The organism is Brevibacterium otitidis (assembly GCF_042429315.1).
GTDB classification, from domain to species: domain Bacteria; phylum Actinomycetota; class Actinomycetes; order Actinomycetales; family Brevibacteriaceae; genus Brevibacterium; species Brevibacterium otitidis.
Map to the genome: position 1 here is coordinate 16,651 of NZ_JBHMAU010000056.1, position 26,887 is coordinate 43,537.

The window sequence follows — 26,887 nt, forward strand, 5'->3', positions numbered from 1 at the left end:
GGTGGGCATTCGGTAGACTTGGCGACGGGGTGCCGTCAGGCGCCCGGTCAGCGATCGACTGAGAGGACACCGCCCGATGCGCAGTCTGCGGATTCTGCTGGTCCTAGCCACCTCCACGGGAGGAGTGGGAACCCACGTCGCCTCCCTGGCACGCGAATTCGCCCGCACCGGCCACACCGTCGGCGTTATCGGCCCCTCGGTGACCAATGCGCAGTTCGGCTTCGACAGCCTCTGCGATGTCGCCTTCGCTCCACTGGAACTCGGCACCAGCCTCAGCCTCAAGGACACCGCCGCGGTCTCGCGGCTGCGCAAGCTCATCATCACCTTCGACGCCGATATCGTCCACGCCCACGGCTTCCGCGCCGGCTTCACCACCCTGCTCGCCGCCAGCCGGGTGCCCAAGCGCCACCGCCCGCGCACCGTCGTGTCCTGGCACAACCAGGCCATGGGCAGCGGCCTGCGGGAACTGGCCGAGAAGTCCGTGCAGATGTACGTCGCCCGCAATGCCGACCTCACAATCGGCGCCAGCTCCGACCTCGTCGTCCGCGCCCGCGACAACGGCGCCCGCAATGCGGTGTTCGCACCCGCCGCAGCCCCGGACCCCCAGTTCGCCGAAGACGTCAACAACCGGCTGCTGCGCTCGCAGGTGCTGCGCGAACTGGCTCTGCCGCGCGATACCGTCCTCACGCTCGCCGTCGGCCGGATCGCCCCGCAGAAGAACTACGGCATGCTCTTCGATGCGCTGGCCCGCATCGACGACGACCGCATCCGCCTGCTCATCGCCGGCGCCGCCGATGACGACGAACTGCGGATGCTGCGCAAACGCGTCGTCGCCGAGAAGCTGCCGGTGCACTTCCTCGGCCAGCGCGATGACGTCACCACCCTCAACCAGGCCGCTGACATCTTCGTCCTCTCCAGCCTGTGGGAGGCCCGCGCGCTCGTGCTGCAGGAGGCGATGATGGCCGGCAAGGCGATCGTCGCCACTGCCACCGGCGGCACCCCCGAACTGCTCGGCGACGCCGGACTGCTCATCACCCCCGGCGACGCCGAGGCGATGGCCGACGGCATCCGGATGCTCGCCGCCGACGAGCAGATGCGCATCGAGCTCGGCCGCCGTGCCGCCCACAAGGCTCTCGACCTGCCGCGCGAACCGGACGTCGCCCGCACCATCCTCCGGCACTACGGCGCCCTCGTCGAACCGGAGGACCGCTGAGCCGGCGGCGGCTGAAACATCGCTAGGCTAGAGACCAGACGGACCACTCGCCCCACCAGCAGAAAGAGCGACAGCAATGAGCGACCTCGCCCGCCAGACGTCCTTCGGACCGGATCCGAGCACCCGGATCATGCATGTCCTCGACACGGCCGACTCCGTCGTCGTCGAGATGGCCCGCGAGACGATCGCCCGCCACCTGCAGGCCGGCTACCCGACCGCTGTGGCCGCCCGCACCTCCGTGTTCGACAGCCTCGGCCTCGACGTCTCCGATCCGCTGCTCGTGCACATCGAGATCGGCGCGGTCACCGGCGTCAGGCTGGCCGATGCCGCCCACGCCTTCACGCTGCACAAGTACTACCGGCACGTCGACCTCGTCCACGCCCATGGACTGCATGCCGGTGCCCTCGCCGGCCTGGCGCTCACCGGCCTGCCCAAGCGCATGCACCCGGCGATCGTCACAACCGTCGAGCGGTTCGAGGAGGACGGCAGCATCGACGCGCTGCTCGCCCGCAACGTCGCCCGCACCTCGACGGCGGTGCTGGGCACGACCGAACCGGTCTGCGAGCACTTCGCCGATCTGGAGGTCCCGGTCATCGAACGCGCTCCGCTGCTGCGGCCCGATCTCGACCCGCGCGCCGACATCACCACCGCGCTGACCCGCGACCGCAAGCGGGTGCGCCGCGACCTCGATGTGCCTGCCGGCCACTGGCTCATCGCCAGCCCCATCGAGATGCGCGATGACACCGCCGTGGCCACCGTCCTCGACGCTGCGATCCGCCTCCCGCAGCACCGCCCCGACCGCCGCTGGGTCGTCGTGTTCACCGGCGGGGGACCGGCGCGGGCGCAGGTGCGCGACGAGATCGCCTCCCGCTTCGCCCACATCCGGCTGGCCAGCGAGTACTCCGCCGCCGAGGTGGCAGCTGCCGCTGATATCGTCATCGCCGCCGACCGGATGACCGGGCTGAGCACCGAAGGCCTCATGCAGATGCGCAGGCCGGTGCTGCACATCGGCCGGGAGCGCGGTGCCCGCATCTGGGGTGAGCGCGTCATCCACGTCGCCGCCGGCGACACGCCGGGACTGCTCGTCGGCATCGCCGAATACGCCGACAGCCCCGCCGCCCGCGCCACCGCCGCCGTCGCCGCCAAGGACCGGGTGACCGGCTCCACCAGCGTCGACACCGCCGGGATCATCCTCCTCGACATCTACGACACCGCACTCACGGTGCATGCCGGCGCCGATCCGGCCTCCCTGCGCTGATGACCGCCGCTCGCTCTGCGCGGGACGCGGTGCCCTCCTCCTGATAGGATTCAATCCCGTGGTGAATCGATTGCGTACAAGCGGACAGAACACGACCCGGCACATCTTCGTCACCGGGGGTGTGGCCTCCTCCCTCGGCAAGGGACTGACAGCCTCATCGCTGGGGCACCTGCTCGCACAGCGCGGGCTCAAGGTCGCGATGCAGAAGCTCGACCCCTACCTCAACGTCGACCCGGGGACGATGAATCCGTTCCAGCACGGCGAGGTGTTCGTCACCAACGACGGTGCGGAGACCGACCTCGACATCGGCCACTACGAGCGCTTCCTCGGCACCGACCTCGACGCCAGCGCCAATGTCACCACCGGCCAGATCTACTCCTCGGTCATCGCCAAGGAGCGCCGCGGCGCCTACCTCGGCGACACCGTCCAGGTGATCCCGCACATCACCGATGAGATCAAGCTGCGGATGCGCTCCCAGGCTGAGCGCAAGGACGGCGAAGCCCCTGATGTCATCATCACCGAGGTCGGCGGCACCGTCGGCGACATCGAATCGCAGCCGTTCCTCGAAGCCGCCCGCCAGGTCCGCCACGACGTCGGCCGCGAGAACTGCTTCTTCATCCACGTCTCGCTCGTGCCCTACCTCGGGCCCTCCGGCGAACTCAAGACCAAGCCCACCCAGCACTCAGTGGCTGCGTTGCGCTCGATCGGCATCCAGCCCGATGCGATCGTGCTGCGCTCCGACCGCGAGCTGCCCGATGCGATCCGCGCGAAGATCGGCTCGGCCTGCGACGTCGACTTCGAAGCCGTCGTCTCCTGCGTCGACGCCCGTTCGATCTACGACATCCCCAAGGTCCTGCACGACGGCGGCCTCGACGTCTACGTCATCCGCCGCCTCAACCTGCCCTTCCGGGACGTCGACTGGGCCGAATGGGACTGGGTGCTCGACCGGGTGCACAATCCGCGCCACGAAGTCGAGATCGGGCTGGTCGGCAAATACATCGACCTGCCGGACGCCTACCTGTCCGTGACCGAAGCGCTGCGCCACGGCGGGTTCGCCGAGGACGCGAAGGTCAACATCCACTGGATCGCCTCGGACTCGTGTGAGACCCCCGAAGGCGCTGCCGAACATCTCGCCGGCCTCGACGCGATCTGCGTGCCCGGCGGCTTCGGCATCCGCGGCATCGAAGGCAAGCTCGGCGCGCTGCGCTATGCGCGTGAGAACGGCATCCCCACGCTGGGACTGTGCCTTGGCATGCAGTGCATGGTCATCGAGTACGCCCGCAGCGTCGCCGGCATCGATGAGGCCTCGTCGACGGAATTCGATCCCGACACCTCGGCGCCGGTCATCGCCACGATGGCCGAACAGCTCGACATCGTCGACGGCGAAGGCGATCTGGGCGGCTCCATGCGCCTGGGCCTCTACAGCGCTGAGCTGCTGCCCGGCAGCGTCGTCGCCAGCGTCTACGACGCCGAGGAGGTCGCCGAACGCCACCGGCACCGCTACGAGGTCAACAACGCCTACCGTGAACAGCTCACCGAGGCCGGCCTCGTCATCTCCGGCACTTCGCCGAACCAGCAGCTCGTCGAGTTCGTCGAGCTGCCCGCCGATGTCCACCCGTACTATGTCGCCACCCAGGCGCATCCGGAGCTGCGCTCCCGGCCGAATCGGGCGCATCCGCTGTTCTCTGGCCTCGTGCGCGCCGCACTCGACCGCCGCAGCGTCTGATGCACGCCGCCCGCTCCACCTCGGCCGCCGATGCGCTGCACGCCGCGCAGATGCCGGCAGACCGGCTGCGCGATGAGTTCACGCCTGCCGAGGTGCTCTCGACGGAGACAGCGTTCCACGGCTACGTGTGGGACGTCTACCGCGAGACCATCCGAGTGCCGGAGACCGACGAACCGCTGACCCGCGACTTCGTCCAGCACACCGGCGCGGTCGCCATCGCCGTGCTCGACGCCGCCGACCGGATCCTGCTCATCCAGCAGTACCGCCACCCGGTGCTGTGCCGCGACTGGGAGATCCCCGCCGGGCTGCTCGACATCGCCGGGGAGGACCCGCTGGCCGCTGCGAAGCGGGAACTGTACGAGGAAGCCGATCTGCGCGCCGGGCAGTGGCATCTGCTCGCCGACCAGCTCTCCACCCCCGGCGGGGTGAGCGAGACCCTGCGGATCTACCTCGCCCGGGATCTCACCCCCGTGCCCGAGGCGGACCGGCACGTACGCGACGGGGAGGAGCACGGCATCGTCCCCGCCTGGATCCCCCTGACCGAGGCGGCTGCCGCGGTGCGCGCCGGACGAGTGACGAACGGCACCGCAGCCCTGGCGATCCTGCATGCCGAGCTTTCCCGCAGCGGCGGCTTCAGCGATCTGCGCGCAGCCGATGAGCCTTGGCAGGCCCGTGAGGTGCAGCTGCGCACCCGCGGCACCCGCACCGCATCCGGGCCCGCTGCCGACGGCTCCTGATGGCCCGCCACGCAGCCGAGCTGCTGCCCGAGGTGCCGGCCGGCCTCGCAGACCCCGTGCAGGACTACCTCGCCCACCTGCAGCTCGAACGCGGCCTGTCGCACAACACCCTCGACGCCTATGCCCGCGATCTCGCCCGGCTGCTGCGCTGGCTGCACGCACAGCAGATGAGCGCGCTGACCGAGGTGAGCGGCGCAGACCTGGAGGCCTTCCTCGCCCACACCGCAGACACCGGGCTGGCGGTGCGCTCCCGTGCCCGGCTGACCGTGGCGATCCGGCGGCTCTTCGGCTTCCTCCACGCCGAGGGCCGGGTGCCCGATGACCCGGCTGCGGAGATCACCCCGCCGCGGGATGCCGACTCGCTGCCCCATGCGCTCAGCATCGCCGAGGTGGAGCAGCTGCTGGCTGCCACCGCCGGGGACGAACCGGTACAGCTGCGCTCCCGGGCGCTGCTGGAGTTCCTCTACGCCACCGGCGCCCGGATCAGCGAGGCGATCGGCGTCGACATCGACGACATCGACCTCGAATCCCGCATCGTCCGGCTCTACGGCAAGGGCAGCAAGGAACGCCTCGTGCCCCTGGGCTCCCATGCCGCCGAGGCGCTCGATGCCTGGCTCGTGCGGGCCCGGCCGCAGATGATCGCCCGGGCCGCCGTCGGCCAGCAGGGCAGCCGGCAGCGCGCCGGTGCGGTGTTCGTCAACCAGCGCGGCGGCAGGCTGAGCCGCCAGTCGGCCTGGCAGACGATCAAGACCGCTGCCGCGCATGCCGGCCTCGACGCCGCAATCAGCCCGCACTCCCTGCGCCACTCCTTCGCCACCCATCTGCTCGAAGGCGGCGCCGATATCCGCGTCGTCCAGGAGCTGCTCGGCCATGCTGCGGTGACGACGACCCAGATCTACACACGCGTGACGAGCCAGACGCTGCGCGCGGTCTACGCCAGCACCCACCCACGCGCGCGGTGACCGCGCACCCGCAGGCGCGATGACCGGGCCCGGGCCCACCGCCTCGGCGGCGGGTGCGGTGGACAGGCGGACGTCGCCGGGCGCACGATAAGCTGAGCACATCCGAGACGAAAGGTGAGACTCGCGTGGCTGATTCGCAGCAGAAGCTGGACATCCCAGATGCCGAGGTGATGGGGCCGACCGGGCGACCGCAGGTCGAGTATCCCGAACCGCCGCCGCTCGACGGGCACGGCCCGGCCCGGATCATCGCGATGGTGAACCAGAAGGGCGGCGTCGGCAAGACGACCTCCTCGATCAATCTCGGAGCTGCGCTGGCCGACTACGGGCGCAGGGTGCTGCTCGTCGACTTCGACCCGCAGGGCGCGCTGTCGGTGGGACTCGGTCTCAACCCTCACGACCTCGAGCGCAGCATCTACAACGTGCTGATGAACTCCCGCCTCGACCCGCATGAGGTCATCGAGCACTCCGCTGTCGAGGGCATCGACATCCTGCCGGCCAACATCGACCTCTCGGCGGCCGAAGTGCAGCTCGTCGGCGAAGTCGCCCGCGAACAGGTTCTCGCCCGCGCCCTGGCCAAGGTCGCCGATGAGTACGACGTCATCCTCATCGACTGCCAGCCCTCGCTCGGCCTGCTGACCGTCAACGCGCTCACCGCCGCCCATGGCGTCATCATCCCGCTGGAGACCGAGTTCTTCGCGCTGCGCGGCGTCGCCCTGCTCGTCGAGACGATCGAGAAGGTCCAGGATCGCCTCAACCCCGGCCTGGAGATCGACGGCATCCTCGCCACGATGTTCGACGGGCGCACCCTGCACGCCAAGGAGGTCATCGCCCGGGTCGTCGAGGCCTTCGGTGACCGGGTCTTCGACACCGTCATCAGCCGCACCGTGAAGTTCCCCGACGCCTCGGTGGCAGCCGAGCCGATCATCTCGTTCGCCCCCACCCACACCGGAGCACAGGCCTACCGTCAGCTGGCATGCGAGCTCGTCGCCCGCGGGGGAGCACCCTGAGCCCAGCGATGACCACGGCACAGCAGGACGCCTCGGCCCCGGCCGCCGGCGATGCCGAGAGCAGCGGAGCCGCCGGGCAGCACGCGTCCGGCGGCTTCGTCGTCAGGCTGGAGAACTTCTCCGGCCCCTTCGACCTGCTGCTCGGGCTCATCTCCAAGCGCAAGCTCGACATCACCGATGTCGCCCTGGCCGAGGTGACCGACGAGTTCATCGCCTACGTCACCGCGCTGCGCGAAGAGCAGAGCCTCGAGGAGCTGTCGAACTTCCTGCTCGTGGCAGCGACCCTGCTCGACCTCAAGACCGCCCGGCTGCTGCCGCGCGGCGACGTCGACGACGAACTCGACTTGGAGCTGCTCGAAGCCCGCGACCTGCTCTTCGCCCGGCTGCTGCAGTACCGCGCCTACAAGGCCGTCTCCGCCGTCTTCGCCGAGCAGATGGCACACGCCGCCACCCGCACCGCCCGCTCAGTGCCGCTGGAAGACGGGCTGCGCGACATCCTGCCGCCCCTGGAGATCACCGCCACCCCGCAGGTCCTCGCCGCGATCTACGCCACCGTCCTGCAGCGCGACCACACCCCGCCGACGGTGAGCACCGACCACCTGCACCTGCCCCAGATCAGCGTCGCCGAACAGCGCACCGTGGTCCTCACCCGCCTCGGCCAGCACGGCCGGCTGACCTTCTCGGACCTCATCGCCGATGCCGAGAGCACCCTCGTCGTCGTCGCCCGGTTCCTGGCACTGCTCGAGCTCTTCAAAGCCGGGATGTGCGACTTCGACCAGCCCGCCCCGCTCGGCGAGCTCACCGTGGTGGCCGCAGAAGCTGCAGACCTGGCGACCATCGCACTGCCCGACACCGACGAATGGGACGCCCCGACCCCACCCGATGACGAGGAGCCGACATGAGCGAGCAGCACACCCTGCAGGGTGGGGAACCGGCCGCGACGCCGGGCGTTGAGCCGGCCGTGACTCAGGTCGAGGACACGCTGCTGGCCGGGATCGAAGCCGTGCTCATGATCGCCGATGCCCCCGTCACCGCCGAAGCGCTGGCGGTCAGCCTCGGCATCGACACCGGCGCCGTCACCGCCGCCTGCCGGCAGCTGCAGTCCGACTACGACGGACGGCAGCCGGGCACCCGGCGGCGCGGCTTCGAACTGCGGGAGGCCTCCGGCGGCTGGCGGATCTACTCGCGCAGCGACTACCACGACCTGGTCTCCGACTTCCTAACCGCCGGGCAGACCGCCACCCTGTCCCAGGCGGCGCTGGAGACCCTGGCCGTCATCGCCTACCGGCAGCCGGTCACCCGCGCACGAATCTCCGCGATCCGCGGCGTCAACGTCGACGGCGTGGTGCGCACCCTGCTCATGCGCGGGCTCATCGTCGAAGCCGGCACCGAGGAGGTCACCGGCGCACGCCAGTTCACCACCACCGGCCAGTTCCTCGAAAGCCTCGGCATCGACAGCCTCGACGAACTGCCCGACATCGCACCCTTCCTGCCACCAGACGACGACGTGGCCACCGGCGACGACATCGACTGTGACTGTTAGCGGGAGATGGCGGGGAATCGCAGTTTCGCTTGGCGGCTCCGGGTGCTTCTGTTCTTGCCCGGTGGGCCGTCGTCAGTTCTGGATCTCGGTCCACAGGGCGCGGACGCGGCCGTCGATCTGGTCGACGATTTCGCGGATTCGTTCCGGTGTCTCCTCGGCGGGGTCGGCCAGTTCCCAGTCCAGGTAGCGTTTGCCGGGGTAGATGGGGCAGGCGTCGCCGCAGCCCATGGTGATGACGTAGTCGGCTGCGCGGACGACGTCGTCGGTCAGTGGTTTGGGGAAGGCTCCGGACAGGTCGATGTGGCGTTCGGCCAGCGCGTCGATCACCAGGGGGTGGACCTCGGATCCGGGCAGCGAGCCGGCCGAGCGGCCCTCGACCCGGTCGCCGGCGTAGTGGGCCAGCAGGGCGCTGGCGATCTGGGAGCGTCCGACGTTGTGCACGCAGACGAACAGCACCTGCGGGACGGTTGTCTCGATTTTGCCCTGTGCCAGGGCGAGAGCGCGGAGGCGGTCGGCGGCGAACCGTTCGGCGAGGATCGCCAGGTGGTCGCGGATTCTCGCGGTCCGCGACAGGGTGGTGTAGGACTCGAAGACGTAGCGCTCGATGGTCTCCGGGGAGAAGATTCCCTCGTACTTGCGGGCGAGGTCATCGGCTGTGTGTTGGAGGACTTGGGTGTCGAGCGGCGGGGTGTCGGCGGCCATGGCCTGGTCCTTTCAGGAGCAGCAGGAGGAGGTGGGTGCGCCGCCGATGGTCACCGGGAGTGGCCCGGCTGGCACGTCGCAGTATCCGCCGAGGTCTGTGGTGCAGACGCCGGTCTCGGGCAGTTCGAGGTGGACGGTGTCGGCGGCGACCCGGTCACCTGCCAGTGCTGCGGCGATGGAGCGGACCTGTTCGTAGCCGGTGGCCATGAGGAACGTCGGTGCGCGGCCGTAGCTCTTCATGCCGACGATGTAGAACCCGGGCTCGGGGTGGGCCAGCACGCGTTCGCCGTGCGGGGGCACGCTGCCGCAGGAGTGGAACTCCGGATCGATGAGCGGGCCGAGCTTCTGGGGTGCATCGACGGTCGGGTCGAGGTCGAGGCGCAGCTCGGTCAGCATCGACAGGTCGGGGCGGAACCCGGTGGCCGGGACGAGGACGTCCACGGTGAGCTTCTCGGCGCCGCTGGGTCCTGCGGCCTGGACGTGCAGCTGCTCGCCGTGAGTTTCGAAGCCGGTGATCACGAACGAGGTGTGGACATCGATTCGGCCGGATTCGACCAGGTCCCGGAGGCGGGTGCCCAGGGCGCCGCGGGCGGCGAGCTCGTCGCGGTCTTCGCCGCCGTAGGCGCGGGAGGCGTCCGCTGACCGGACGGCCCAGCTGATCCGGGTCGCGGGGTTGTCGTCGGCGAGCTCGGCGAGGTCGAGCAGCGTGTTGGCCGCGGAGTGGCCGGCGCCGACGACGAGGACGTGGCGGCCGGCGAACCGGTCACGGTCGACACCGGTGACGGCGGGCAGGGGCTGGGTGATGAGGCCGCGGGCTGTCGCCTCGGCTTCTCCGGGGGCGGGCAGGCCGGACCGGCCGAGTGGGTTGGGCTGGTGCCAGGTGCCCGAGGCGTCGATGACGCTGCGCGCCAACACGTCCTCGGACGATCCGTCGGAGGAGGCGATGCGGACGAGGAACGGGGTGGTCCCCTGCCGGTGCTGCGGGTCTTGTCGATCCCTTCCCGGGAGACCGCGATGACGCGGGCGTCGGTGCGGACGACGTCGCCCAGCGCGTCTGCCAGCGGGGTCAGGTAGTCGGTGATCAGCTCGTGACCGGTGGGCAGGACTTCCGGGTTCGGGGCCTGCCAGTCGTCTGCCTCGAGGAGGCGGCGGGCGGCGTCGTCGATGTTGAACCGCCACGGCGAGAACAGGCGGGTGTGGCCCCAGTCGCGGATCGCGGCGCCGCTGGTGCTGCCGGCCTCCAGCACCAGCGGGGTCAGGCCGCGTTCGCGCAGGTGGGCGGCGGTGGTCAGCCCGACGGGGCCGGCGCCGATGACGACGACCGGCAGACTCTTGGTGTGGTTGGTGGTGTCAGCCATGGCTGGTCTCCTGAAGGACGGGGGCGGTTGCCGGTTCGGTGGCGGCGAGGAAGCGTTCGGCGTCTAGGGCGGCGGCGCACCCGGTGCCGGCGGCGGTGATGGCCTGCCGGTAGCGGTGGTCGGGGCGTCGATGACGATGTAGCCGTCCGGGTCGAGTTCCAGCTGGCCCTTGACGAGTTCGGTGCGGGGCAGGTGCCCGATGGCGACGAAGATCCCGGTGGCATCCAGCTGGCTGGTGTTGCCGGTGAGTGAGTCGGTCACGCTCACGCCGGTGACCTTTTCGTCTCCGTGGATGGCGGTGATCTGGCTGTTGTACAGGAAGCGGATCTTCTCGTTCTGTTGTGCCCGCTGGGCCATAATCTTCGATGCGCGCAGGGTGTCGCGCCGGACCACCACGGTCACGGTCGCGGCGAACCGGGTCAGGAACAGTGCCTCCTCCATGGCCGAGTCCCCACCGCCGACGACGATGATGTGCTGGTCGCGGAAGAAGAACCCGTCGCAGGTGGCGCACCAGGACACGCCGTGCCCGGTGAGCCGCTTCTCATCGGCCAGTCCCAGCTCCTTGTACGCCGAACCCGTGGCGACGATGACGGCCGGTGCTCGGTAGGTGGCACCGGACAGGGTCGTGACCTCTTTCAGGGGCCCGGTCAGGTCGACGGCGGAAGCGTCGTCGTACTCGATGCGGGCCCCGAAGTTTGCGGCCTGCTCGCTGAGTCCCATCATGAGTTCCGGGCCCTGGATGCCGCCGGGGAATCCGGGGAAGTTCTCGACGTCGGTGGTGTTCATCAAGGCGCCGCCGTGGGTGACGGATCCGGCGATCACGCGCGGGGACAGCCCGGCGCGTGCCGCGTAGATCGCGGCGGAATAACCTGCGGGGCCGGACCCGATGATGATCAGCTCATCCGTTTGGGTGCTGGTGGTCGTCATGGTGTCAGCGCCTCACTTCGCGCCGGTCGATGCTGGCAGCAGCTCGGAGACGAGCTGCTCGATGCGGGCCTTGATGTCATCGCGGACCGGGCGGACCGCCTCGATGCCCTGGCCTGCGGGGTCTGCGAGGTCCCAGTCTTCGTAGCGCTTGCCCGGGAAGATCGGGCACGCGTCCCCGCAGCCCATGGTGATGACGACGTCGGAGGCCTTGACGGCGTCGGTGGTGAGGATCTTCGGGGAGGCAGAGGTGATGTCGATGCCGTCTTCTGCCATCGCCTCGACGGCGACCGGGTTGATCTGGTCGGCGGGTTCCGAGCCTGCCGAGCGGACCTCGATCCGGCCGCCCGACAGTTCGGTGAGGTAGCCGGCGGCCATCTGGGAGCGGCCGGCGTTGTGGACGCACACGAACAGCACGCTGGGCTTGGTCGTGGTGGTGTTGGGGGCAGCGGTCATAGGACCATCCAATCCGGGAGTGGGGATTCAGTCGTTGAGAAGTGCGGAGTGCAGAGCCTGGACGCGGGTGTCGATGTCGTCGCGGACCAGGCGCATCCGTTCGATGCCCTCGATGCCGCGCTCCGAGGGCTCATCGGTGTTCCAGGTCTCGATCGTGGCGGTCATACCGTCGACGGGTTCGACGTGTGCTTCCTCGCCGAGGACGATGACCCGGTCGACCCGGCGCAGCAGCTCGGGATCGATGGGCTTGGGCGATTCTCCGGACATGTCTGCGCCCACCTCGGCGACCACGTCGGCGGACAGGGCGTTGAGGGAGGTACCGGGCTTGGTGCCGGCCGAGTGCACCTCAACCGCGTCGCCGGCATGGTAGCGCATCAGCGCGGCGGCCATCTGGGACTTGCCGCCGTTCTTGACGCAGACGAAGAGGACGCTGGGCCTTTTCGGTTCAGAGGTGCTGGTCATGCTCGGACTCCAGAGGTTCTGCGTGCGGGGACAGTCGGGTCGTTGGGGAACAGCTTGGGACCGGCCCAGAGAGCGACGTAGACGAGACCGACGAGGACGGGGACTTCGATGAGCGGGCCGACGACACCGGCCAGCGCCTGCCCCGAGGTGATCCCGAATGCGCCGATCGACACCGCAATCGCGAGCTCGAAGTTGTTGCCCGACGCGGTGAAGGCCACGCTGGTCGACTTCGCGTAGTTCAGGCCCACCGCTTTGGATGCGAAGAGGCTGATGGCGAACATCAGGACGAAGTACAACAGCAGCGGCACCGCCATCCGGGCCACATCCAGGGGCTGCGAGGTGATCGCCTCACCCTGCATGGCGAACAGCAGCACGATGGTGAACAGCAGTCCGTAGAGCGCCCAGGGACCGATCCTCGGCAGGAACGTCTCCTCGTACCACTGCCGGCCCTTGACCTTCTCCCCGAACACGCGGGTGAGGAAGCCGGCCAGCAGCGGAATGCCGAGGAAGACCAGTACCGAGGCCACGATCGCCCAGACGGAGAACTCCGCCGAGGTCGTGGGCAGTCCCAGCCAGGACGGCAGCACCTGGAGGTAGAACCAGCCCAGCGCGCCGAACGCCACGACCTGGAACACGGAATTGATCGCCACCAACACGGCGGCGGCCTCCCGGTCCCCACAGGCCAGGTCGTTCCAGATGAACACCATCGCGATGCAGCGGGCCAGACCCACAATGATCAGCCCGGTGCGGAACTCCGGCAGATCGGGCAGGAACACCCAGGCGAGCGTGAACATGAATGCAGGCCCGACGACCCAGTTGAGGAACAGCGAGAGTGTCAGCAGCTTCCGATCCCCGGTTACCCGGTGCATCTCGTCATAGCGGACCTTCGCCAGCACCGGATACATCATGACCAGCAGACCGATCGCGATCGGCACGGAGATCCCGCCAATCTTCACGGAGTCCAAGACCGCATCGAGCCCGGGCACGAAGCGCCCCAGCAGCAGACCCACCGCCATCGCCGCCAGGATCCAGACTGCCAGCCACCGGTCCAGGAAGGACATCTCCTTCGTCACCGGCACCGCGTTCTGCGCAGCCGTCGTTGCAGTGGTACTCATCCAAGCTCCTCGTATAGACGAACGTCTATCAGAAGACTAAACCGACACTTAGACGGACGTCAATGTATGATGGTGTGATGGCTATTGCACTCGAGAACGTCAAACTACTGGCTCCCCACGCCAACGACTGCTGTGCGTTGGCAGCCGCGCCGTTGAGCACCGGCCAGGCCGAGCAGATGACGAGAAAGCTCAAAGCGCTGTCCGACCCGACCCGGCTGCGGGTGCTGTCGCATGTGGCCGCGCAGGGATGCGACGCGGTGTGCGCCTGCGACCTGACCGAGACGCTCGACATCAGCCAGCCGACGATCAGCCACCACCTCAAGAAGCTTGTCGAGGCCGGTCTCCTGACGCGTGAGCAGCGTGGGAAGTGGGCGCACTACACCGTGGTGCGCGAAGCGTTCGCCGAGCTGCGCCAGTTCCTCGCCCTGGACTGATGACCGCGCTCGGGGCAGTCAGTCGCGCGGTGGAGGCGCGAGAACGAGTCGATGTTGCCGTGATCGGTGGCGGACAGGCCGGCTTGGCGGTCGGCTACTACCTGCGCCGTGCCGGATTGTCCTTCGTGATTCTCGATGATCAGGAGGTTCCTGGTGGGGCCTGGAGGCATGTGTGGTCCTCGCTGCGGCTGTTCTCGCCGGCAGAATACTCATCATTGCCCGGCCGGCTGATGCCGAGGACGTCCGGCGGCAATCCCGATGCCGATCACGTGATCCGGTATCTGGCCGACTACGAGGAGCGGTATTCGCTCCCGGTCGTGCGGCCGGTGCGAGTCGCCCAGGTCATCCCTACCAGTGAGGGGTTCCAGCTGCTCACGGGTGCCGGGGATTGGCGGGCGCGTGCCGTCGTCAACGCGACAGGCACATGGTCTCAGCCCTTCTGGCCATCCATGCAGGGACAAAGGAATTTCCGCGGGAGTCAGATGCACAGTGCCGACTATCGCGGACCAGGCAAGTTCAAGGGCCAATCCGTCCTCGTCGTCGGCGGAGCGAACTCAGCCGCGCAGATCGCAGCCGATCTCGCCCGCGCCGCGACACTGACGTGGTGCCTGCGCGGTGCGCCGCGCTATCTGCCCGACGACGTCGACGGGCGTGAACTCTTCCGGGTGGCCAGCCAGCGGGTGCGCGCACTGGCTGCCGGGAAGCCGGATCCCGGCGGCGTCGCGGACTTGGGTGACATCGTTGCCGTCCCGCCCGTGAAGGAGGCACGGGATGCAGGGCTGCTGATCCCGCACCCGATGTTCGAACGCTTCACCCGCGAGGGCGTGGTCTGGAGCGACGGCAGTGCCCGCCGGGTGGATGCGGTGATCTGGTGCACCGGCTTCCGGCCGGCGCTGCGTCATCTGCGCAAACTCGACATTCGCGAGTCAGACGGGACGATCAGGCTCGACGGAACGGCGTCACCCCGGATCCCGGGGCTCTATTTCGTGGGCTACGGGGACTGGACCGGTCCGGGATCGGCCACCCTCGTCGGTGTCGGATCTCCCGCGAAAGCCACGGTCGGCGCCATCGCCGGCCACCTTGTCTCCGCCACGACTGCTGCGGCCATCTCTGCACGAGCACGGTGAGTACCATCAGCGCATGGAGATGATGTGCGCGGACTGCGGATGCGCGGTCAGGCGGGGCGTGATCGTGCGCGCCTGTGAGCAGTATCCGGATTGCTGCTGTCAGGATCTGGCCGTCGCGGGCGACCATGGCACTGCGCGCGATGCATGACGCTCTTCGCCACGAGTGACCATATTGTGGTCGGCCGCACCCAGGGCGATCCTGCTCGTCTCAAGCAGAAGCCGTCCGGGTTCCGGGCAGGCTGAGCTGGGATGCATGAAAGTCGAAATGCCGGATCGGGTAGGCGTACACGTCCATCGGGTGCCGTTGCTGCCCCGTCGCGCCTCGGAGCCGCTCGCGCGGTGCAGGGCAGGCAGCCTCTAACTCGGCACAGTTGCGGCTGTATCCATCTCTGATCGCGGTTCGATCCATGATCGTCACCCTCAGCAGGTGGGGGCTTCCTCCGGCCTGCTTATCTCACCGACAACGCGGTCAGGCTGCGGCTGTAGCAGTAACGACCGTTTTCGCTACAAGACATCGCGCCACCGGCGCATCGTCGTCGGCACCAGGAGAAATCACGGCCGGCAAATCCTGACGCTGTAACGAAACTTAGTGCCAGTATCTATGTTTCGGTTCTTCCCGTTCTTCACGGGAATTGGTACATTCGGGGGATGGGACACGCTTTGGGCTATGCCCGAGTATCGACCGGCGACCAAGATGCAAGCTTGCAGCATGACGCGTTGAAGGCGGCCGGCTGCTATCGCATCTTCGCCGACACTGCGTCGGGATCTTTGGAATCGCGTCCCGAGTTGGACAAGCTCCTCGACCAGTTGCGGCCGGGTGACACCCTGGTGGTGTGGCGATTGGACCGGCTCGGCCGCTCGATTCGGCATCTCATCGACCAGCTCGCTGAGCTGCGCGACCGCGGGGTCGAGTTCCGGTCCTTGCAGGAGAACATCGACACCGGCTCATCCGGCGGCAGGCTGGTGTTCCACATCTTCGCCTCGCTGGCCGAGTTCGAACGTGACCTCATCCGAGAGCGCACCAACGCCGGCCTGAAAGCCGCTCGCGCCCGTGGCCGGACCGGGGGCCGGCCGCCGCTGCTGACGAAAGACAAACTTCGCACAGCCCGCAAGCTCTACGAGCAGCAGGACATGACGGTCGCTCAGATCGGAGAGGTCCTCGGCGTCAGCCGCACCACGGTCTACCGCGCTCTGCGTCGTGAACCCGGAGGCACTTCGCCTCGCCGCCGGCAGGCGTCACCCAAGACGGTGTAGTCATGGCTGGAGGCACTCAACCCGCGAACCCCGAGAGTGCGTCCACACGTGAGAACACAGCGGCCGCCCGCTGGCAGGTGCTGCGTCGCCACGTCGAGGACGGCACAACTCTGACCACGCTGGCCGCGACCGAAGGAATCGGACTCCGGACCCTGCAACGCTGGCATGCGGCATACCGCCGCCACGGCATCGCAGGACTCTCCCCGACCGCCCCACCCAAGCGCGAGCGAAAAATTCATCCGGAACTCCTGACGCTGATCGAGGGTCTCGCCCTGGTCAAGCCACGGCTGTCGACCGCGACCATCACCCGGAAAGCCCGCGCAATCGCGGAAATGCACGGGTGGGAGACGGTCTCCTACAGCACAGTCCGATCCATCGTCACCGCGATGGACCCCGGCATGCTCACGCTGGCCCACCGCGGCAGCGCCGCCTACCGCGACACCTATGAAATCGTATGGCGGCACCGAGCAGAACGCCCCAACGCCACCTGGCAGGTCGATCACACCGAACTCGACATCCTCATCCAGGACGCCAACGGCAAACCTGCCCGGCCGTGGTTGACCGTCATCCTCGACGACTACTCCCGGGCAGTATGCGGCTACATGGTGTTCCTGGGCGCCCCATCCGCCTTGAACACTGCCCTGGCACTCCGCCACGGCATCTGGACGAAGAACGACCCGCACTGGCCGATGTGCGGCATCCCCGACCGGCTCTACGTCGACCACGGCACCGACTTCACCAGCGACCATCTCTCCCAGATCGCCAAGGATCTGCACTTCGAAATCATCTACTCCGCAGTGGCCAGGCCGCAGGGGCGCGGCAAAATCGAGCGGATCTTCGGCACCATCAACACCGAACTCCTGGCCACCCTTCCGGGCCATCTTGCCGAGGGCCACCGCCACCCCGACCCCGTGCTGACACTGCCGGACCTCGACGACGCCATCGGGGCGTTCATCGCCGATGACTATCACCAGCGCGAGCACCCAGAGACCACAGCATCTCCGCACCAAGCGTGGCTCGGCGACGGATGGCTGCCCCACCTGCCCGAAACTGTCGATCACCTCAACCTGCTGCTGACCGTAGCCAAACCTCGCATCGTCCACCGCGACGGCGTCCACTTCCAAGGCCTGCGCTATATGTCTCCACTGCTGGCCGCCTACGTCAAAGAGCCGGTCGTCATCCGTTACGATCCCAGCGACATCTCAGAAATCCGCGTCTTCCACAAAGACCAATACATCTGCAAAGCCGTCGACCCCGACCACGTCGCCGCCACCGTCAGCCTCAAAGACGTCCAGGCAGCACGCGCCGCCCGACGCCGCGAGCTGCGCGGCCAGATCAACGAACGCCTCGCCGCCGTCACCCGACACCAACCGGTGCCTCCACCCACGCCGCAACCGACTCCCGTCGAACGTCCGAGCAACAAGAAGCCGAAACTGCGGACCTACCTTGAGGATGACTGATGCCCCAGCAACGATTCGTCGCCACCAAAGAACACCGCAGGTTCGCCGAATTCGCCGATGCCGTGCGCCGGCAACACACCATCGGCATCTGCTACGGGCAGGCAGGAATCGGCAAAACCCTGTCGGCCAGGCGATATGCCAACTGGCACAAGGCCGAGAAACTACTGGAACAATGGGGGCCCCGCGATGACTCGGACCACCAGGTCTACGCCGCCTTAGCCCAAAGGCGAACCGTGTTCTACACCCCGCAGGTCCTCGCCAGCCCTCGCCAGTTCATGCAAGACCTCACCCACATCACCTCTCGCGTGGCGATCTGCATCGACCAACACCTGAACAAGAACGGCACGCGACAAGGACCGGTTATGCACTGGGACAAGCACGTCGAACTCATCATGATTGACGAGTCCGAACGGCTTCGCCCTGCCGCTCTGGAGTACCTACGCGACAGCTATGACCGCACCAACACCGCGCTCATCCTGATCGGAATGCCAGGAATCGAGAAGCAATTCAGCCGCTACGCACAGCTCTACAGCCGCGTCGGCTTCGCCCACGAGTACCGGCCCCTCGCCGAAGACGAACTCCGCTTCGTCCTCGAACGCCGCTGGCGCAAACTCGGCCAAACCCTCGACCCCGACGACTTCACCGACGCCCAAGCCCTCGCGGCGATCGCTCGCATCACCCGCGGCAACTTCCGCCTCGTCGACCGACTCTTCACCCAGATGGAACGCATCATGAAGATCAACGATCTCAACACCATCACCGACGACGTCGTCGAAGCCGCCCGCTCCACGCTCGTCATCGGCATCACCTGAAGCCGCCACCTCCAGCTGCAGAAAGCCGCCAACTCGAGCTAACAGTCACAACATCGACCTCGACGCAGACGCCGACGAACCGGCAGCACCGGCCGAGGTCGGCCTGGAAGCCAGCGGTGAGCCCGCCGGCACCTGAGCGGCAGCACGACCCGCAGCCACACCTCGTGCCCGGTTCGGCAACCACGTGCGGGTTTGAGACAATGACCCCTATGACTCGCAGCAATCCTCGCGGACCCGGTCACCGGTCCAACCGCCCGACCCGCCGACAGCGCAGCCACGCGCAGCGCACCGCCCAGCAGAGCGCCTCGGCGGCCAGTGCCGTCCACCAGCCAGACGGTGTGCGCCTGCAGAAGGTCCTCGCCGATGCCGGCCTCGGCTCCCGGCGCGCCTGTGAGCAGCTCATCGCCGATGCCCGCGTCGAAGTCGACGGGCAGATTGTGACCGAACTCGGCACCCGCATCGACCCGGAGACGCAGACCGTCCATGTCGACGCGATGCGCATCATCACCCAGCCCGACCGCGTCTACCTGGCATTCAACAAGCCCGCCGGTGTCGTCTCGACGATGGACGACCCGGACGGCCGGCCCAGCCTCGCCGACTATCTGCGCGACCGCACCGAGCGCCTCTTCCACGTCGGCCGTCTCGACGCCGAGACCGAAGGCCTGCTGCTCATCACCAACGACGGGGAGCTGTCGAACCGGCTGACCCATCCCTCATATGAGATCCCCAAGACCTATCTCGCGCAGGTCCGCGGGCCGGTCGCCAAGGACGTCGGCGCCCGCCTGCGGGAGGGCATCGACCTCGACGACGGCATCGCCCGCGTCGACTCCTTCAAACTCGTCGACTCGACACCCGGACACGCCCTCGTCGAACTCGTCCTCCACGAGGGCCGCAATCGGATCGTGCGCCGCCTGCTCGACGCCGTCGGCAACCCCGTCGACCGGCTCGTGCGCACCCACTTCGGCCCGATCGCCCTGGCCGAACAGCGCCAGGGCAAGGTCCGTGAGCTGCGCCCGGAGGAGATCGGCGAACTCATGCAGGCGGTCGGTCTGTGAGCAGCCAGACGATGCGCGTGCACATCGTCGGCACCGGCCTGCTCGGCACCTCACTCGGCCTCGCGCTCACCGGCGCCGGCCACACCGTGACGCTCGCGGATCTCTCACCGACCGCCCAGCGCCTGGCCGCCGACCTCGGGGCCGGCACCTCGGGCGCTCCGGCCGACACCGACGTCGTCATCATCGCCACCCCGCCCGATGTCGCCGGGCAGGCGATCGTCACCGCGCTCAACGCGTACCCGGAAGCCACCGTCACCGATGTTGCCAGCGTCAAGACCGTGCTGCTGCGCGAAGTGCAGGCGCAGTGCACACCCGGCTCGCTCGACCGCTACATCGGCTCCCATCCGATGGCAGGCCGCGAGAAGTCCGGGGCGATCGCCGCCCGCGACGACCTGTTCGTCGGCCGGCCCTGGGTGGTGTGCTCCGATGCGGACACCCCGGCTGAGCGCCTCGCCCAGATCGTCGCGCTGGCCACCGATGTCGGCGCAGCGGTCGTCCACCTCGATCCGGAGTTCCACGACTCCTCAGTCGCCCGGGTCTCCCACGCCCCGCAGGTGATGGCCAGTCTCATGGCCGCCCAGCTCGTCGACATGCCTGCCGACGGAGTGGCACTGGCCGGGCAGGGACTGCGCGACGTCACCCGCATCGCCGCCTCCGACGCCGGGCTGTGGACCCAGATCCTGGCCGGCAACGCCGCAGAGGTGCGTGCCGTGCTCACCGCCATCCGGACAGACCTCGACACCCTCATCAGCGCCCTCGACCTGGAACCGGGAGCGATCGCGACGATCGCGCAGACGATCACCGCCGGCAACGACGGCTACGACCGGATCCCCGGCAAGCACGGACAGGCGCCGCAGAAGTACGCCGAGATCACCGTCCTCATCGACGACACCCCCGGCATGCTCGGCAGGCTGTTCGCCGATGTCGGCGAACTCGGCATCAACATCGAGGACATCCGGATCGAACATGCCACCGGCGTTAAGCTGGGCAGTGTCGAAGTCGCTGTTGTGCCGGCACGCCAGCGCGAACTCGAAGAGGGCCTCACCTCCCGCGGCTGGTGGGTTCCCGAAGCCGTCATCGAACACGAAGGACAGGAATGACCGTTATCGCCATCGACGGCCCCAGCGGCGTCGGAAAATCCAGCGTCTCGAAGGCCGTGGCCGCCCGCCTCGGCTACGCCTACCTCGACACCGGGGCGATGTACCGGGCGATGGGCTGGCTGTGCATGACCCGCGGCATCACCGACCCCGGCGATGTCGTCGAACTCGTCCGCGGCGCCGACCTGGAGATCTCCACCGATCCGTCCGCCCCGACCGTCGCCGTCGACGGCATCGATGTGACCGAGGAGATTCGCTCCGACGAGGTGTCCTCCAGCGTCCAGGTCGTCTCCGCAGTGCCCGATGCGCGCAGCGAGCTCATCGAGCTGCAGCGCCGGATCATCGCTGCCGCGGATCCCGGCATCGTCGTCGAAGGTCGCGACATCACCACCGTCGTCGCCCCGGACGCGCCGGTGCGGATCCTCATGACCGCCGATGACGAGGTGCGGGTCGCCCGCCGTGCCAAGGAAAACCACGGCACCGCCGACGCCGAGGCGGTGGCCGCCACCCGCGACGTCACCCTCGGCCGCGATGCCAAGGACGCGCAGACGACGAGCTTCCTCACGGCAGCAGACGGCGTCCACACCCTCGACACCACCCATATCGATTTCGACCAGTCGGTCGGCGCAGTCCTCGACCTCGTGGCCGCGGCACAGAAGGCCTGATGAACATGTCACCAGAGGTCCCGGAATCCGACTCCCCGCTGGCGCGGCAGCCCGGTGACGGTTTCGTCGAGAACCCGGACGAGACGCTGCCCGAGCGTGTGCAGGCGATCGACCACGACGACGCTGAGAAGCGCGCCGCCTCGCTGCGCGCCGGCCTCGACCAGTACGAACTCGAAGACGAGGACCGGGAGCTGCTGGAGGCCTACGGCGTCATCGAAGCCGAGGAGGGCGGCCGCGGCCCGGCCCCGGTGCTGGCGATCGTCGGCCGGCCCAATGTCGGCAAGTCGACGCTCGTCAACCGGATCCTCGGCCGCCGCGAAGCCGTCGTCGAAGACGTCCCCGGCGTCACCCGCGACCGCGTGAGCTACCACGCCGAATGGAACGGCCGCCCGCTCACCCTCGTCGACACCGGCGGCTGGGACATCGACTCCCGCGGCATGGCCTCCCGGATCGCCGAACAGGCGGAGATCGCTGTGCGGATGGCCGACGGCGTCGTCTTCGTCGTCGACGCCACCACCGGCCCGACGGCCACCGATGAGCATGTCGTGCGGATGCTGCGCCGCTCCGGCAAGCCGGTGCTGCTGGCCGCCAACAAGGTCGATGATGAGCGCGGCGAGCTCATGGCCGCTGAGCTGTGGTCTCTGGGCCTGGGCGAACCGCACCCGATCTCGGCGATGCACGGCAGGGGAGTGGCCGACTTCCTCGACGCGATCATGGAGATGCTGCCGGAGGTCTCGGCGACCGGGCAGACCGAAGCGGTCGGCGGACCCCGCCGCATCGCGCTCGTCGGCCGCCCCAATGTCGGCAAGTCCTCCCTGCTCAACAAGCTCTTCGGCAGCGAGCGGGTCATCGTCGACAATGTCGCCGGCACCACCCGCGACCCGGTCGATGAGCTCGTCGAACTCGGCGGCCGGCAGTGGCGCTTCATCGACACCGCCGGCATCCGCAAGCGCGCCCGCCAGTCCTCCGGCGCGGACTTCTACGCAGCGCTGCGCACCCAGACCGCACTCGAACGCGCTGAGGTCGCCATCGTGCTGCTGGAGGCCAATGAGCCGCTGAGCGACCAGGACATGAAGATCATCCGCCTCGTCCTCGACGCCGGCCGCGCGCTCGTGCTCGCCTTCAACAAATGGGACCTCGTCGATGAGGAGCGCCGCCACTTCCTCGAACGCGAGATCGAACGCGACCTCGGCCACGTCGCCTGGGCCCCGCGGGTCAACATCTCCGCCAAGACCGGCCGGCACGCCGAGAAGCTCCTCCCCGCACTGGAGGCCGCGCTCGAGGGCTGGGACACCCGGATCCCGACCGGCCGCTTCAACGCCTTCCTCGGCGAGCTCTCGGCCGCCAATCCGCACCCGCTGCGCGGCGGCAAGCAGCCGCGCATCCTGTTCGGCACCCAGGCCTCCTCCCGGCCGCCGAAGTTCGTGCTCTTCACCACCGGTTTCCTCGACCCGAGCTACCGGCGGTTCATCATCCGCCGGCTGCGCGAGACCTTCGGCTTCACCGGCACCCCGATCGATGTGAGCATGCGCATCCGCGAGAAGAGGAAGGGACGGTGACGAGCGCCGGGCAGACCGCTGCCGAGGTGGTGCGACCCCGCGACTGGGCGCTGCCGCGCTTCACGATCATCGTGCTGGGCCTGGCCGGCCTGTTCTTCGCCGTCGGCTTCATCCAGCAGATCCAGCTCATCATCGCCCCGGTGTTCCTGGCCCTCAACCTCGTCATCGTCGCCTACCCGGTGCAGGCCTGGCTGCTGCGCTGCCGGGTCCCGGCGGCCATCGCCGCGACTGCGACCGTGGTGCTCGTCCTCAGCGTCGTCGCTGCGTTCTTCGCGCTCACCGGCTGGTCGATCGCCGAGCTCGTCCTCGTCATCCCCGAATACTCCGATGAGCTCGACGGCCTCTACCGCGATCTGCTCGCCAGCAGCTCATCGCTGGGCCTGACCCCGGAGTTCGTCAAGGAGCAGGCGGCGAACTTCGACGTCAACCAGATCGCCTCGGCCCTGCGCGAGGTGCTCTCCAACGCCTCCCTCGTCGTCACCCTCGTGACGACGGCTCTCATGGCGACGTTCTTCATCGTCATGGACTCCCTCGCCTTCCCGCGCCGCATGGCCATGGCCGCCGGCGTGCAGCCGCGCTTCGTCCAGGCGATGAACACCTTCGCTGTGGGCGTGCGTCGCTACTGGGTCGTCGCCACGGTCTTCGGGCTCATCGTCGCCGCCCTCGACGTCGTCGCCCTCATCATCATCGGCGTGCCGCTCGCCCTCGTCTGGGGTGTGCTGGCGTTCCTGACCAACTACATCCCCAATATCGGCTTCATCATAGGCCTGCTGCCGCCGGCGCTCATGGCGCTCATCGAAGGCGGCTGGTGGGACGCACTGTGGGTGGTCATCGCCTACAGCCTCCTCAACTTCGTCATCCAGGCGATCATCCAGCCGAAGTTCACCGGCCAGTCCGTCGGCGTCACCCCCTTCATCTCGTTCCTCTCGCTGCTCTTCTGGCTGTGGGTGCTCGGCTGGTTCGGTGCGCTGCTGGCGCTGCCGGCCACGCTGCTCGTCAAGGCGCTGCTCGTCGACGCTGATCCGCGCGCCCGCTGGGTCAATCTGCTCGTCGCCTCCGATGTCCGGGCCGCCGGCTCGGCGATGCTCGCCAGCCCGAGCGAATCGATGGGCTCCACCGCTGAGGCGGAGGAGGCGCGGGACGCAGAGCCCGAACCGGGGATCACGCTCAGTGAGGAGACGGTCCCGCTCCGACCGCCGCAGCGCACGGTCATCGACCTCGACTGACGGGCCCGTCGGAGGTGGGCACAGCTGCGCAGCGTCGATACACTTGGGCAATGGCACAGATACTCGACATCCATCCTGAGAACCCGCAGCCGCGACTCATCCGGCAGACCGCCAAGATCATCGCCGAAGGCGGACTCGTCGCCTACCCGACCGACTCCTGCTATGCGCTCGGCTGCGCGCTGGAGAACAGGGAAGGCATCGAGCGGATCATCCGCATCCGGCAGCTGGACTCCAAGCACCACTTCACGCTCATGTGCCACGACTTCGCACAGCTGGGCCAGTTCGTCATCGTCGACAATCACGCCTTCCGCACCATCAAGTCCCTGACGCCGGGGCCCTACACCTTCATCATGAAGGCGACGAAGGAGGTGCCGCGGAAGATGATGCACCCGAAGAAGCACTCGGTCGGCGCCCGGATTCCGCAGAACGCCACCGCACTCGCACTTGTCGAGGAGGTCGGTGAGCCGATCCTGTCCTCGACCCTGCTGCTGCCCGATCACGAGGAGCCGCTGACCCACGCTGAGGACGTCGCCGAGGCGCTCGGCAAGCACGTCGACGTCATCATCGACTCCGGCGTGCCCGGCACGACGCCGACCTCGGTCATCGACTTCACACCCGGCTCACCGGTCGTGCGCCGGATCGGCGCCGGCGACATCTCCCGCTTCGACGACATCGACGAAGCCTGACCAGAAGCCTGACGATCAGCCGCTACCGCCGGCCGGGGCGAGCCCGAGGGCCGAAACCCACAGCTGTGAGAGCTTCTCGGCCAGCTCCTCGACTCCTGCGTCGCTGAGATAGCGCTGCTCGGGCTCGTCGACGAAGATCGACCTGCACGTCCGGCTCACCATCGCCGACAGCGCCTTGGCCGTCAGGTCCGGGTCGAGCTCGGCCGGGATGTGCCCGGCGGCCTGCATCTGCTCGATGCTGCGCCTGTTGCGCCGGTAGAACACCCGGTTGCGCGCGATCCGGATATCCCGGACCTCCGGATCGACCGCAGCCGCCTGATCCATGAGCGCCACCTCCCGGGCATTGTCCCGATACCGGCGCACGTACACTTCGGTGGCCTTCCGGATCTTGGCGACGAGCGCCTCGGGGCCGGGCGCCTCCGCGCCGGCCTCATGATCCGGGCTGATCCACGCATGATCGGCAGCGACCACCGGGGCGTAGGAGTCCTCGATGATCGCAGCGAGGATCTCCTGCCGATTGGCGAAATACGTGTACAGCGTGCCGGTCGAGCAGCCGACCCGCTCGGTGATCGCCGAGAGCGGCGTAGTGAGGTAGCCGTGCTCGCAGAACACGTCGATCGCCGCGTTGATGAGGGCCCGCCGGGTGCGGCGGCCGCGCTCGGTCAGCGGCGCACCGGGCTGACGCTGGACGGTCATCGCTCACTCCCTCACAGCTCGATCGAGCGCTTGCGGATCTTGCCCGTGGGCCCCTTCGGCAGACCGTCGACGATGCGGATGATGCGCGGGATCTTGTACGCCGACAGCGACTGTCGGCACCACGCCTCGATCTCCTCAGCGGTCAGCTCGGCGCCGGGCATCGGGGTGACGACGGCGGCGACCTGCTGGCCGTAGTGCTCATCGGCCGCTCCGATGACAGCCGCCTCGAAGACCTGCGGATGAGCGTAGAGGACCTCCTCGACCTCACGCGGATAGACGTTGTAGCCGCCGTGGATGATGAGGTCCTTGAGCCGGTCGACGATGTAGAGATAGCCGTCCTCATCGACATGCCCGAGATCCCCGGTGCAGAAGAACCCGTCGGCATCGAACGCCTCAGCGGTGGCCTCGGGGCGGTTCCAGTAGCCGAGCATCACGAGCGGGCCGCGCAGCCGCACCTCCCCGGTCTGCCCGGGTCCGCACGCCTGACCGGTGGCAGGATCGACGATCCGCACGTCCATCGTCGGGGCAGGCAGGCCGACCGAGCCGATCTTGTTCTCACCCTCGGCGGCGTTGAACGTGCCGAACGCGCAGGTCTCAGTCAGCCCGTAGCCCTCGGTGATCGAGGCGCCAAACCGGGTGTGGAAGGCGCGCATGAGGTCCAGCGAGATCGCCGCCCCACCTGAGAGCGCCAAGCGCAGCTGCGGAGTCGTGACGTCCTCGTGGGCAGTGGAGTGGGTGAGCGCATTCCACATCGTCGGCACGCCTGCGACGATCGTGAGCTCATCGGCGATGATCGTCTCCAGCAGCTCATCGGCATCGAAGCGCGGCAGCAGCGTAATGGCGGCGCCGTTGGCCAGCACCGGGTAGGCCACCGAACCGAGCCCGAAGACGTGGAACAGCGGCAGTGCGGTGCCAGCCCGGTCGGCAGGGGACAGGCCGGCCACCGCCTCGGCGGCGGTGACACCGGTGAGCAGGGTGCGCGCTGAGAGCATCGCCCCCTTCGGGCGGCCGGTGGTGCCCGAGGTGTAGAGCAGCAGCACGCAGTCCTCCGGGTCCCGGGTCACCGGGGCGAAGTCCGGGCTCGCCTGCGCCAGCGCGTCCATGTCGACAGGTGTGAGCAGTTCGGCGGTGATGCCGAGCGCCGCGGAGGCCGCAGTGCCTGCCTCGGGGCAGATCGGGTGCATGATGAGGCGGCTGGCACCGGAATCGGAGAGCACGAAGCTCAGTTCGGGAACCGTCGAAAGGGGATTGAGGGCTCTTCGGACATCCGGTGGGGGTCATGGGGTGAGTCCGCCGGCGGCGAGGAGCATGCGGAGGCGGTAGTTGTGCTGGTTGCGGTAGCCGCGGGCGAGG

The 26,887-nt window shown here is 68.3% G+C and carries 25 protein-coding genes and 3 pseudogenes; 19 read left to right on the plus strand and 9 right to left on the minus strand.

Annotated features, from left to right (window positions below):
- Positions 1-124: 124 nt before the first annotated feature.
- The 8 genes from ACFFN1_RS08955 (at position 125) to scpB (ending at position 8,446) form a co-directional block, all read left to right on the plus strand.
- Entirely contained in the window at positions 125-1,213 is a 1,089-nt protein-coding gene (locus ACFFN1_RS08955; RefSeq protein ID WP_376840359.1) for a glycosyltransferase family 4 protein, read from the plus strand.
- Positions 1,214-1,289: 76 nt separating this feature from the next.
- On the plus strand, positions 1,290-2,471 hold the full coding sequence (locus ACFFN1_RS08960) for a glycosyltransferase family protein (RefSeq protein ID WP_376840360.1): 1,182 nt from the start codon (positions 1,290-1,292) through the stop codon (positions 2,469-2,471).
- A gap of 40 nt (positions 2,472-2,511) precedes the next feature.
- Complete coding sequence (gene pyrG / locus ACFFN1_RS08965) at positions 2,512-4,197, plus strand: CTP synthase (RefSeq protein WP_376840380.1); 1,686 nt, start codon at positions 2,512-2,514, stop codon at positions 4,195-4,197.
- On the plus strand, positions 4,197-4,934 hold the full coding sequence (locus tag ACFFN1_RS08970; protein ID WP_376840361.1) for an NUDIX domain-containing protein: 738 nt from the start codon (positions 4,197-4,199) through the stop codon (positions 4,932-4,934). Before pyrG ends, ACFFN1_RS08970 begins: the two co-directional genes overlap by 1 nt.
- On the plus strand, positions 4,934-5,896 hold the full coding sequence (xerD, locus tag ACFFN1_RS08975) for a site-specific tyrosine recombinase XerD (protein ID WP_376840363.1): 963 nt from the start codon (positions 4,934-4,936) through the stop codon (positions 5,894-5,896). The genes ACFFN1_RS08970 and xerD overlap by 1 nt, the downstream gene beginning before the upstream one ends.
- Positions 5,897-6,066: 170 nt before the next feature.
- Positions 6,067-6,903 carry a ParA family protein gene (locus tag ACFFN1_RS08980; protein ID WP_376840382.1) on the plus strand — a complete coding sequence of 279 codons (837 nt, stop codon included), beginning with the start codon at positions 6,067-6,069 and terminating at the stop codon, positions 6,901-6,903.
- Positions 6,904-6,911: 8 nt separating this feature from the next.
- Positions 6,912-7,805: a segregation and condensation protein A gene (locus ACFFN1_RS08985; RefSeq protein WP_376840364.1), complete on the plus strand. Its 894-nt coding sequence runs from the start codon at positions 6,912-6,914 to the stop codon at positions 7,803-7,805.
- A complete protein-coding gene (gene scpB / locus ACFFN1_RS08990; RefSeq protein ID WP_376840365.1) occupies positions 7,802-8,446 on the plus strand; it encodes an SMC-Scp complex subunit ScpB in 645 nt (214 codons plus the stop codon). Before ACFFN1_RS08985 ends, scpB begins: the two co-directional genes overlap by 4 nt.
- Positions 8,447-8,518: 72 nt before the next feature.
- On the opposite strand, the gene ACFFN1_RS08995 is transcribed toward scpB, so the two are convergent.
- From ACFFN1_RS08995 to arsB, 6 genes and pseudogenes are all read right to left on the minus strand, one after another.
- Complete coding sequence (locus tag ACFFN1_RS08995; protein ID WP_376840366.1) at positions 8,519-9,148, minus strand: arsenate reductase ArsC; 630 nt, start codon at positions 9,146-9,148, stop codon at positions 8,519-8,521.
- Positions 9,149-9,160: 12 nt separating this feature from the next.
- Positions 9,161-10,506, minus strand: a pseudogene (locus ACFFN1_RS09000) (FAD-dependent oxidoreductase).
- Positions 10,499-11,433, minus strand: a pseudogene (locus tag ACFFN1_RS09005) (NAD(P)/FAD-dependent oxidoreductase). Before ACFFN1_RS09005 ends, ACFFN1_RS09000 begins: the two co-directional pseudogenes overlap by 8 nt.
- A 12-nt stretch (positions 11,434-11,445) precedes the next feature.
- Complete coding sequence (locus ACFFN1_RS09010) at positions 11,446-11,886, minus strand: arsenate reductase ArsC (RefSeq protein WP_376840367.1); 441 nt, start codon at positions 11,884-11,886, stop codon at positions 11,446-11,448.
- A gap of 27 nt (positions 11,887-11,913) precedes the next feature.
- Positions 11,914-12,348, minus strand: coding sequence for an arsenate-mycothiol transferase ArsC (locus ACFFN1_RS09015; RefSeq protein ID WP_376840368.1), 435 nt, complete (start codon positions 12,346-12,348; stop codon positions 11,914-11,916).
- A complete protein-coding gene (arsB, locus tag ACFFN1_RS09020; RefSeq protein WP_376840369.1) occupies positions 12,345-13,463 on the minus strand; it encodes an ACR3 family arsenite efflux transporter in 1,119 nt (372 codons plus the stop codon). The genes ACFFN1_RS09015 and arsB overlap by 4 nt, the downstream gene beginning before the upstream one ends.
- 77 nt (positions 13,464-13,540) lie before the next feature.
- On the opposite strand from arsB, the gene ACFFN1_RS09025 reads away from it, so the two are divergent.
- From ACFFN1_RS09025 to ACFFN1_RS09075, 11 genes are all read left to right on the plus strand, one after another.
- Entirely contained in the window at positions 13,541-13,897 is a 357-nt protein-coding gene (locus tag ACFFN1_RS09025; RefSeq protein ID WP_376840370.1) for an ArsR/SmtB family transcription factor, read from the plus strand.
- Positions 13,897-15,024 carry an ArsO family NAD(P)H-dependent flavin-containing monooxygenase gene (locus tag ACFFN1_RS09030; protein WP_376840371.1) on the plus strand — a complete coding sequence of 376 codons (1,128 nt, stop codon included), beginning with the start codon at positions 13,897-13,899 and terminating at the stop codon, positions 15,022-15,024. Before ACFFN1_RS09025 ends, ACFFN1_RS09030 begins: the two co-directional genes overlap by 1 nt.
- Positions 15,025-15,672: 648 nt before the next feature.
- Complete coding sequence (locus tag ACFFN1_RS09035) at positions 15,673-16,278, plus strand: recombinase family protein (RefSeq protein ID WP_102163263.1); 606 nt, start codon at positions 15,673-15,675, stop codon at positions 16,276-16,278.
- A gap of 2 nt (positions 16,279-16,280) precedes the next feature.
- A complete protein-coding gene (locus tag ACFFN1_RS09040; protein ID WP_376840373.1) occupies positions 16,281-17,738 on the plus strand; it encodes a TnsB C-terminal domain-containing protein in 1,458 nt (485 codons plus the stop codon).
- A complete protein-coding gene (locus ACFFN1_RS09045) occupies positions 17,738-18,550 on the plus strand; it encodes an AAA family ATPase (RefSeq protein ID WP_210047992.1) in 813 nt (270 codons plus the stop codon). The genes ACFFN1_RS09040 and ACFFN1_RS09045 overlap by 1 nt, the downstream gene beginning before the upstream one ends.
- 209 nt (positions 18,551-18,759) lie before the next feature.
- The gene (locus tag ACFFN1_RS09050; protein WP_376840374.1) at positions 18,760-19,605 is read left to right on the plus strand and encodes a pseudouridine synthase; all 846 of its coding nucleotides are present in this window, start codon (positions 18,760-18,762) and stop codon (positions 19,603-19,605) included.
- An 11-nt stretch (positions 19,606-19,616) separates the two neighbouring features.
- Positions 19,617-20,705, plus strand: coding sequence for a prephenate dehydrogenase (locus ACFFN1_RS09055; protein ID WP_376840383.1), 1,089 nt, complete (start codon positions 19,617-19,619; stop codon positions 20,703-20,705).
- On the plus strand, positions 20,702-21,367 hold the full coding sequence (gene cmk, locus ACFFN1_RS09060; RefSeq protein WP_376840375.1) for a (d)CMP kinase: 666 nt from the start codon (positions 20,702-20,704) through the stop codon (positions 21,365-21,367). The genes ACFFN1_RS09055 and cmk overlap by 4 nt, the downstream gene beginning before the upstream one ends.
- A gap of 5 nt (positions 21,368-21,372) precedes the next feature.
- Positions 21,373-22,926, plus strand: a complete 1,554-nt coding sequence (gene der, locus ACFFN1_RS09065; protein ID WP_376840384.1) for a ribosome biogenesis GTPase Der — start codon at positions 21,373-21,375, stop codon at positions 22,924-22,926.
- On the plus strand, positions 22,923-24,152 hold the full coding sequence (locus tag ACFFN1_RS09070) for an AI-2E family transporter (protein ID WP_376840376.1): 1,230 nt from the start codon (positions 22,923-22,925) through the stop codon (positions 24,150-24,152). Before der ends, ACFFN1_RS09070 begins: the two co-directional genes overlap by 4 nt.
- A gap of 50 nt (positions 24,153-24,202) precedes the next feature.
- The gene (locus ACFFN1_RS09075; RefSeq protein WP_376840377.1) at positions 24,203-24,838 is read left to right on the plus strand and encodes an L-threonylcarbamoyladenylate synthase; all 636 of its coding nucleotides are present in this window, start codon (positions 24,203-24,205) and stop codon (positions 24,836-24,838) included.
- Positions 24,839-24,853: 15 nt separating this feature from the next.
- On the opposite strand, the gene ACFFN1_RS09080 is transcribed toward ACFFN1_RS09075, so the two are convergent.
- From ACFFN1_RS09080 to ACFFN1_RS09090, 3 genes and pseudogenes are all read right to left on the minus strand, one after another.
- Positions 24,854-25,534 carry a TetR/AcrR family transcriptional regulator gene (locus tag ACFFN1_RS09080; RefSeq protein WP_376840378.1) on the minus strand — a complete coding sequence of 227 codons (681 nt, stop codon included), beginning with the start codon at positions 25,532-25,534 and terminating at the stop codon, positions 24,854-24,856.
- A gap of 11 nt (positions 25,535-25,545) precedes the next feature.
- Entirely contained in the window at positions 25,546-25,965 is a 420-nt protein-coding gene (locus tag ACFFN1_RS09085) for a class I adenylate-forming enzyme family protein (RefSeq protein WP_376840385.1), read from the minus strand.
- Positions 25,963-26,775: pseudogene (locus ACFFN1_RS09090) on the minus strand (class I adenylate-forming enzyme family protein); the annotation flags it as partial. The pseudogene ACFFN1_RS09090 and the gene ACFFN1_RS09085, both read right to left, overlap by 3 nt.
- Positions 26,776-26,887: the final 112 nt, after the last annotated feature.

Bases quoted from the DNA above. Each gene is read 5' to 3' on its own strand.
- ACFFN1_RS09015 (WP_376840368.1), bottom strand. From the start codon at position 12,348: ATGACCAGCACCTCTGAACCGAAAAGGCCCAGCGTCCTCTTCGTCTGC.
- ACFFN1_RS09030 (WP_376840371.1), top strand. From the start codon at position 13,897: ATGACCGCGCTCGGGGCAGTCAGTCGCGCGGTGGAGGCGCGAGAACGA.
- ACFFN1_RS09040 (WP_376840373.1), top strand. From the start codon at position 16,281: ATGGCTGGAGGCACTCAACCCGCGAACCCCGAGAGTGCGTCCACACGT.
- ACFFN1_RS08960 (WP_376840360.1), top strand. From the start codon at position 1,290: ATGAGCGACCTCGCCCGCCAGACGTCCTTCGGACCGGATCCGAGCACC.
- ACFFN1_RS09025 (WP_376840370.1), top strand. From the start codon at position 13,541: ATGGCTATTGCACTCGAGAACGTCAAACTACTGGCTCCCCACGCCAAC.
- ACFFN1_RS08995 (WP_376840366.1), bottom strand. From the start codon at position 9,148: ATGGCCGCCGACACCCCGCCGCTCGACACCCAAGTCCTCCAACACACA.
- ACFFN1_RS08970 (WP_376840361.1), top strand. From the start codon at position 4,197: ATGCACGCCGCCCGCTCCACCTCGGCCGCCGATGCGCTGCACGCCGCG.
- der (WP_376840384.1), top strand. From the start codon at position 21,373: ATGTCACCAGAGGTCCCGGAATCCGACTCCCCGCTGGCGCGGCAGCCC.
- ACFFN1_RS08985 (WP_376840364.1), top strand. From the start codon at position 6,912: ATGACCACGGCACAGCAGGACGCCTCGGCCCCGGCCGCCGGCGATGCC.
- ACFFN1_RS08980 (WP_376840382.1), top strand. From the start codon at position 6,067: ATGGGGCCGACCGGGCGACCGCAGGTCGAGTATCCCGAACCGCCGCCG.
- ACFFN1_RS09010 (WP_376840367.1), bottom strand. From the start codon at position 11,886: ATGACCGCTGCCCCCAACACCACCACGACCAAGCCCAGCGTGCTGTTC.
- ACFFN1_RS09045 (WP_210047992.1), top strand. From the start codon at position 17,738: ATGCCCCAGCAACGATTCGTCGCCACCAAAGAACACCGCAGGTTCGCC.
- cmk (WP_376840375.1), top strand. From the start codon at position 20,702: ATGACCGTTATCGCCATCGACGGCCCCAGCGGCGTCGGAAAATCCAGC.
- ACFFN1_RS09050 (WP_376840374.1), top strand. From the start codon at position 18,760: ATGACTCGCAGCAATCCTCGCGGACCCGGTCACCGGTCCAACCGCCCG.
- ACFFN1_RS09085 (WP_376840385.1), bottom strand. From the start codon at position 25,965: ATGCTCGGCTACTGGAACCGCCCCGAGGCCACCGCTGAGGCGTTCGAT.
- ACFFN1_RS09035 (WP_102163263.1), top strand. From the start codon at position 15,673: ATGGGACACGCTTTGGGCTATGCCCGAGTATCGACCGGCGACCAAGAT.
- scpB (WP_376840365.1), top strand. From the start codon at position 7,802: ATGAGCGAGCAGCACACCCTGCAGGGTGGGGAACCGGCCGCGACGCCG.
- ACFFN1_RS09080 (WP_376840378.1), bottom strand. From the start codon at position 25,534: ATGACCGTCCAGCGTCAGCCCGGTGCGCCGCTGACCGAGCGCGGCCGC.
- arsB (WP_376840369.1), bottom strand. From the start codon at position 13,463: ATGAGTACCACTGCAACGACGGCTGCGCAGAACGCGGTGCCGGTGACG.
- ACFFN1_RS09055 (WP_376840383.1), top strand. From the start codon at position 19,617: ATGCGCGTGCACATCGTCGGCACCGGCCTGCTCGGCACCTCACTCGGC.
- xerD (WP_376840363.1), top strand. From the start codon at position 4,934: ATGGCCCGCCACGCAGCCGAGCTGCTGCCCGAGGTGCCGGCCGGCCTC.
- ACFFN1_RS09075 (WP_376840377.1), top strand. From the start codon at position 24,203: ATGGCACAGATACTCGACATCCATCCTGAGAACCCGCAGCCGCGACTC.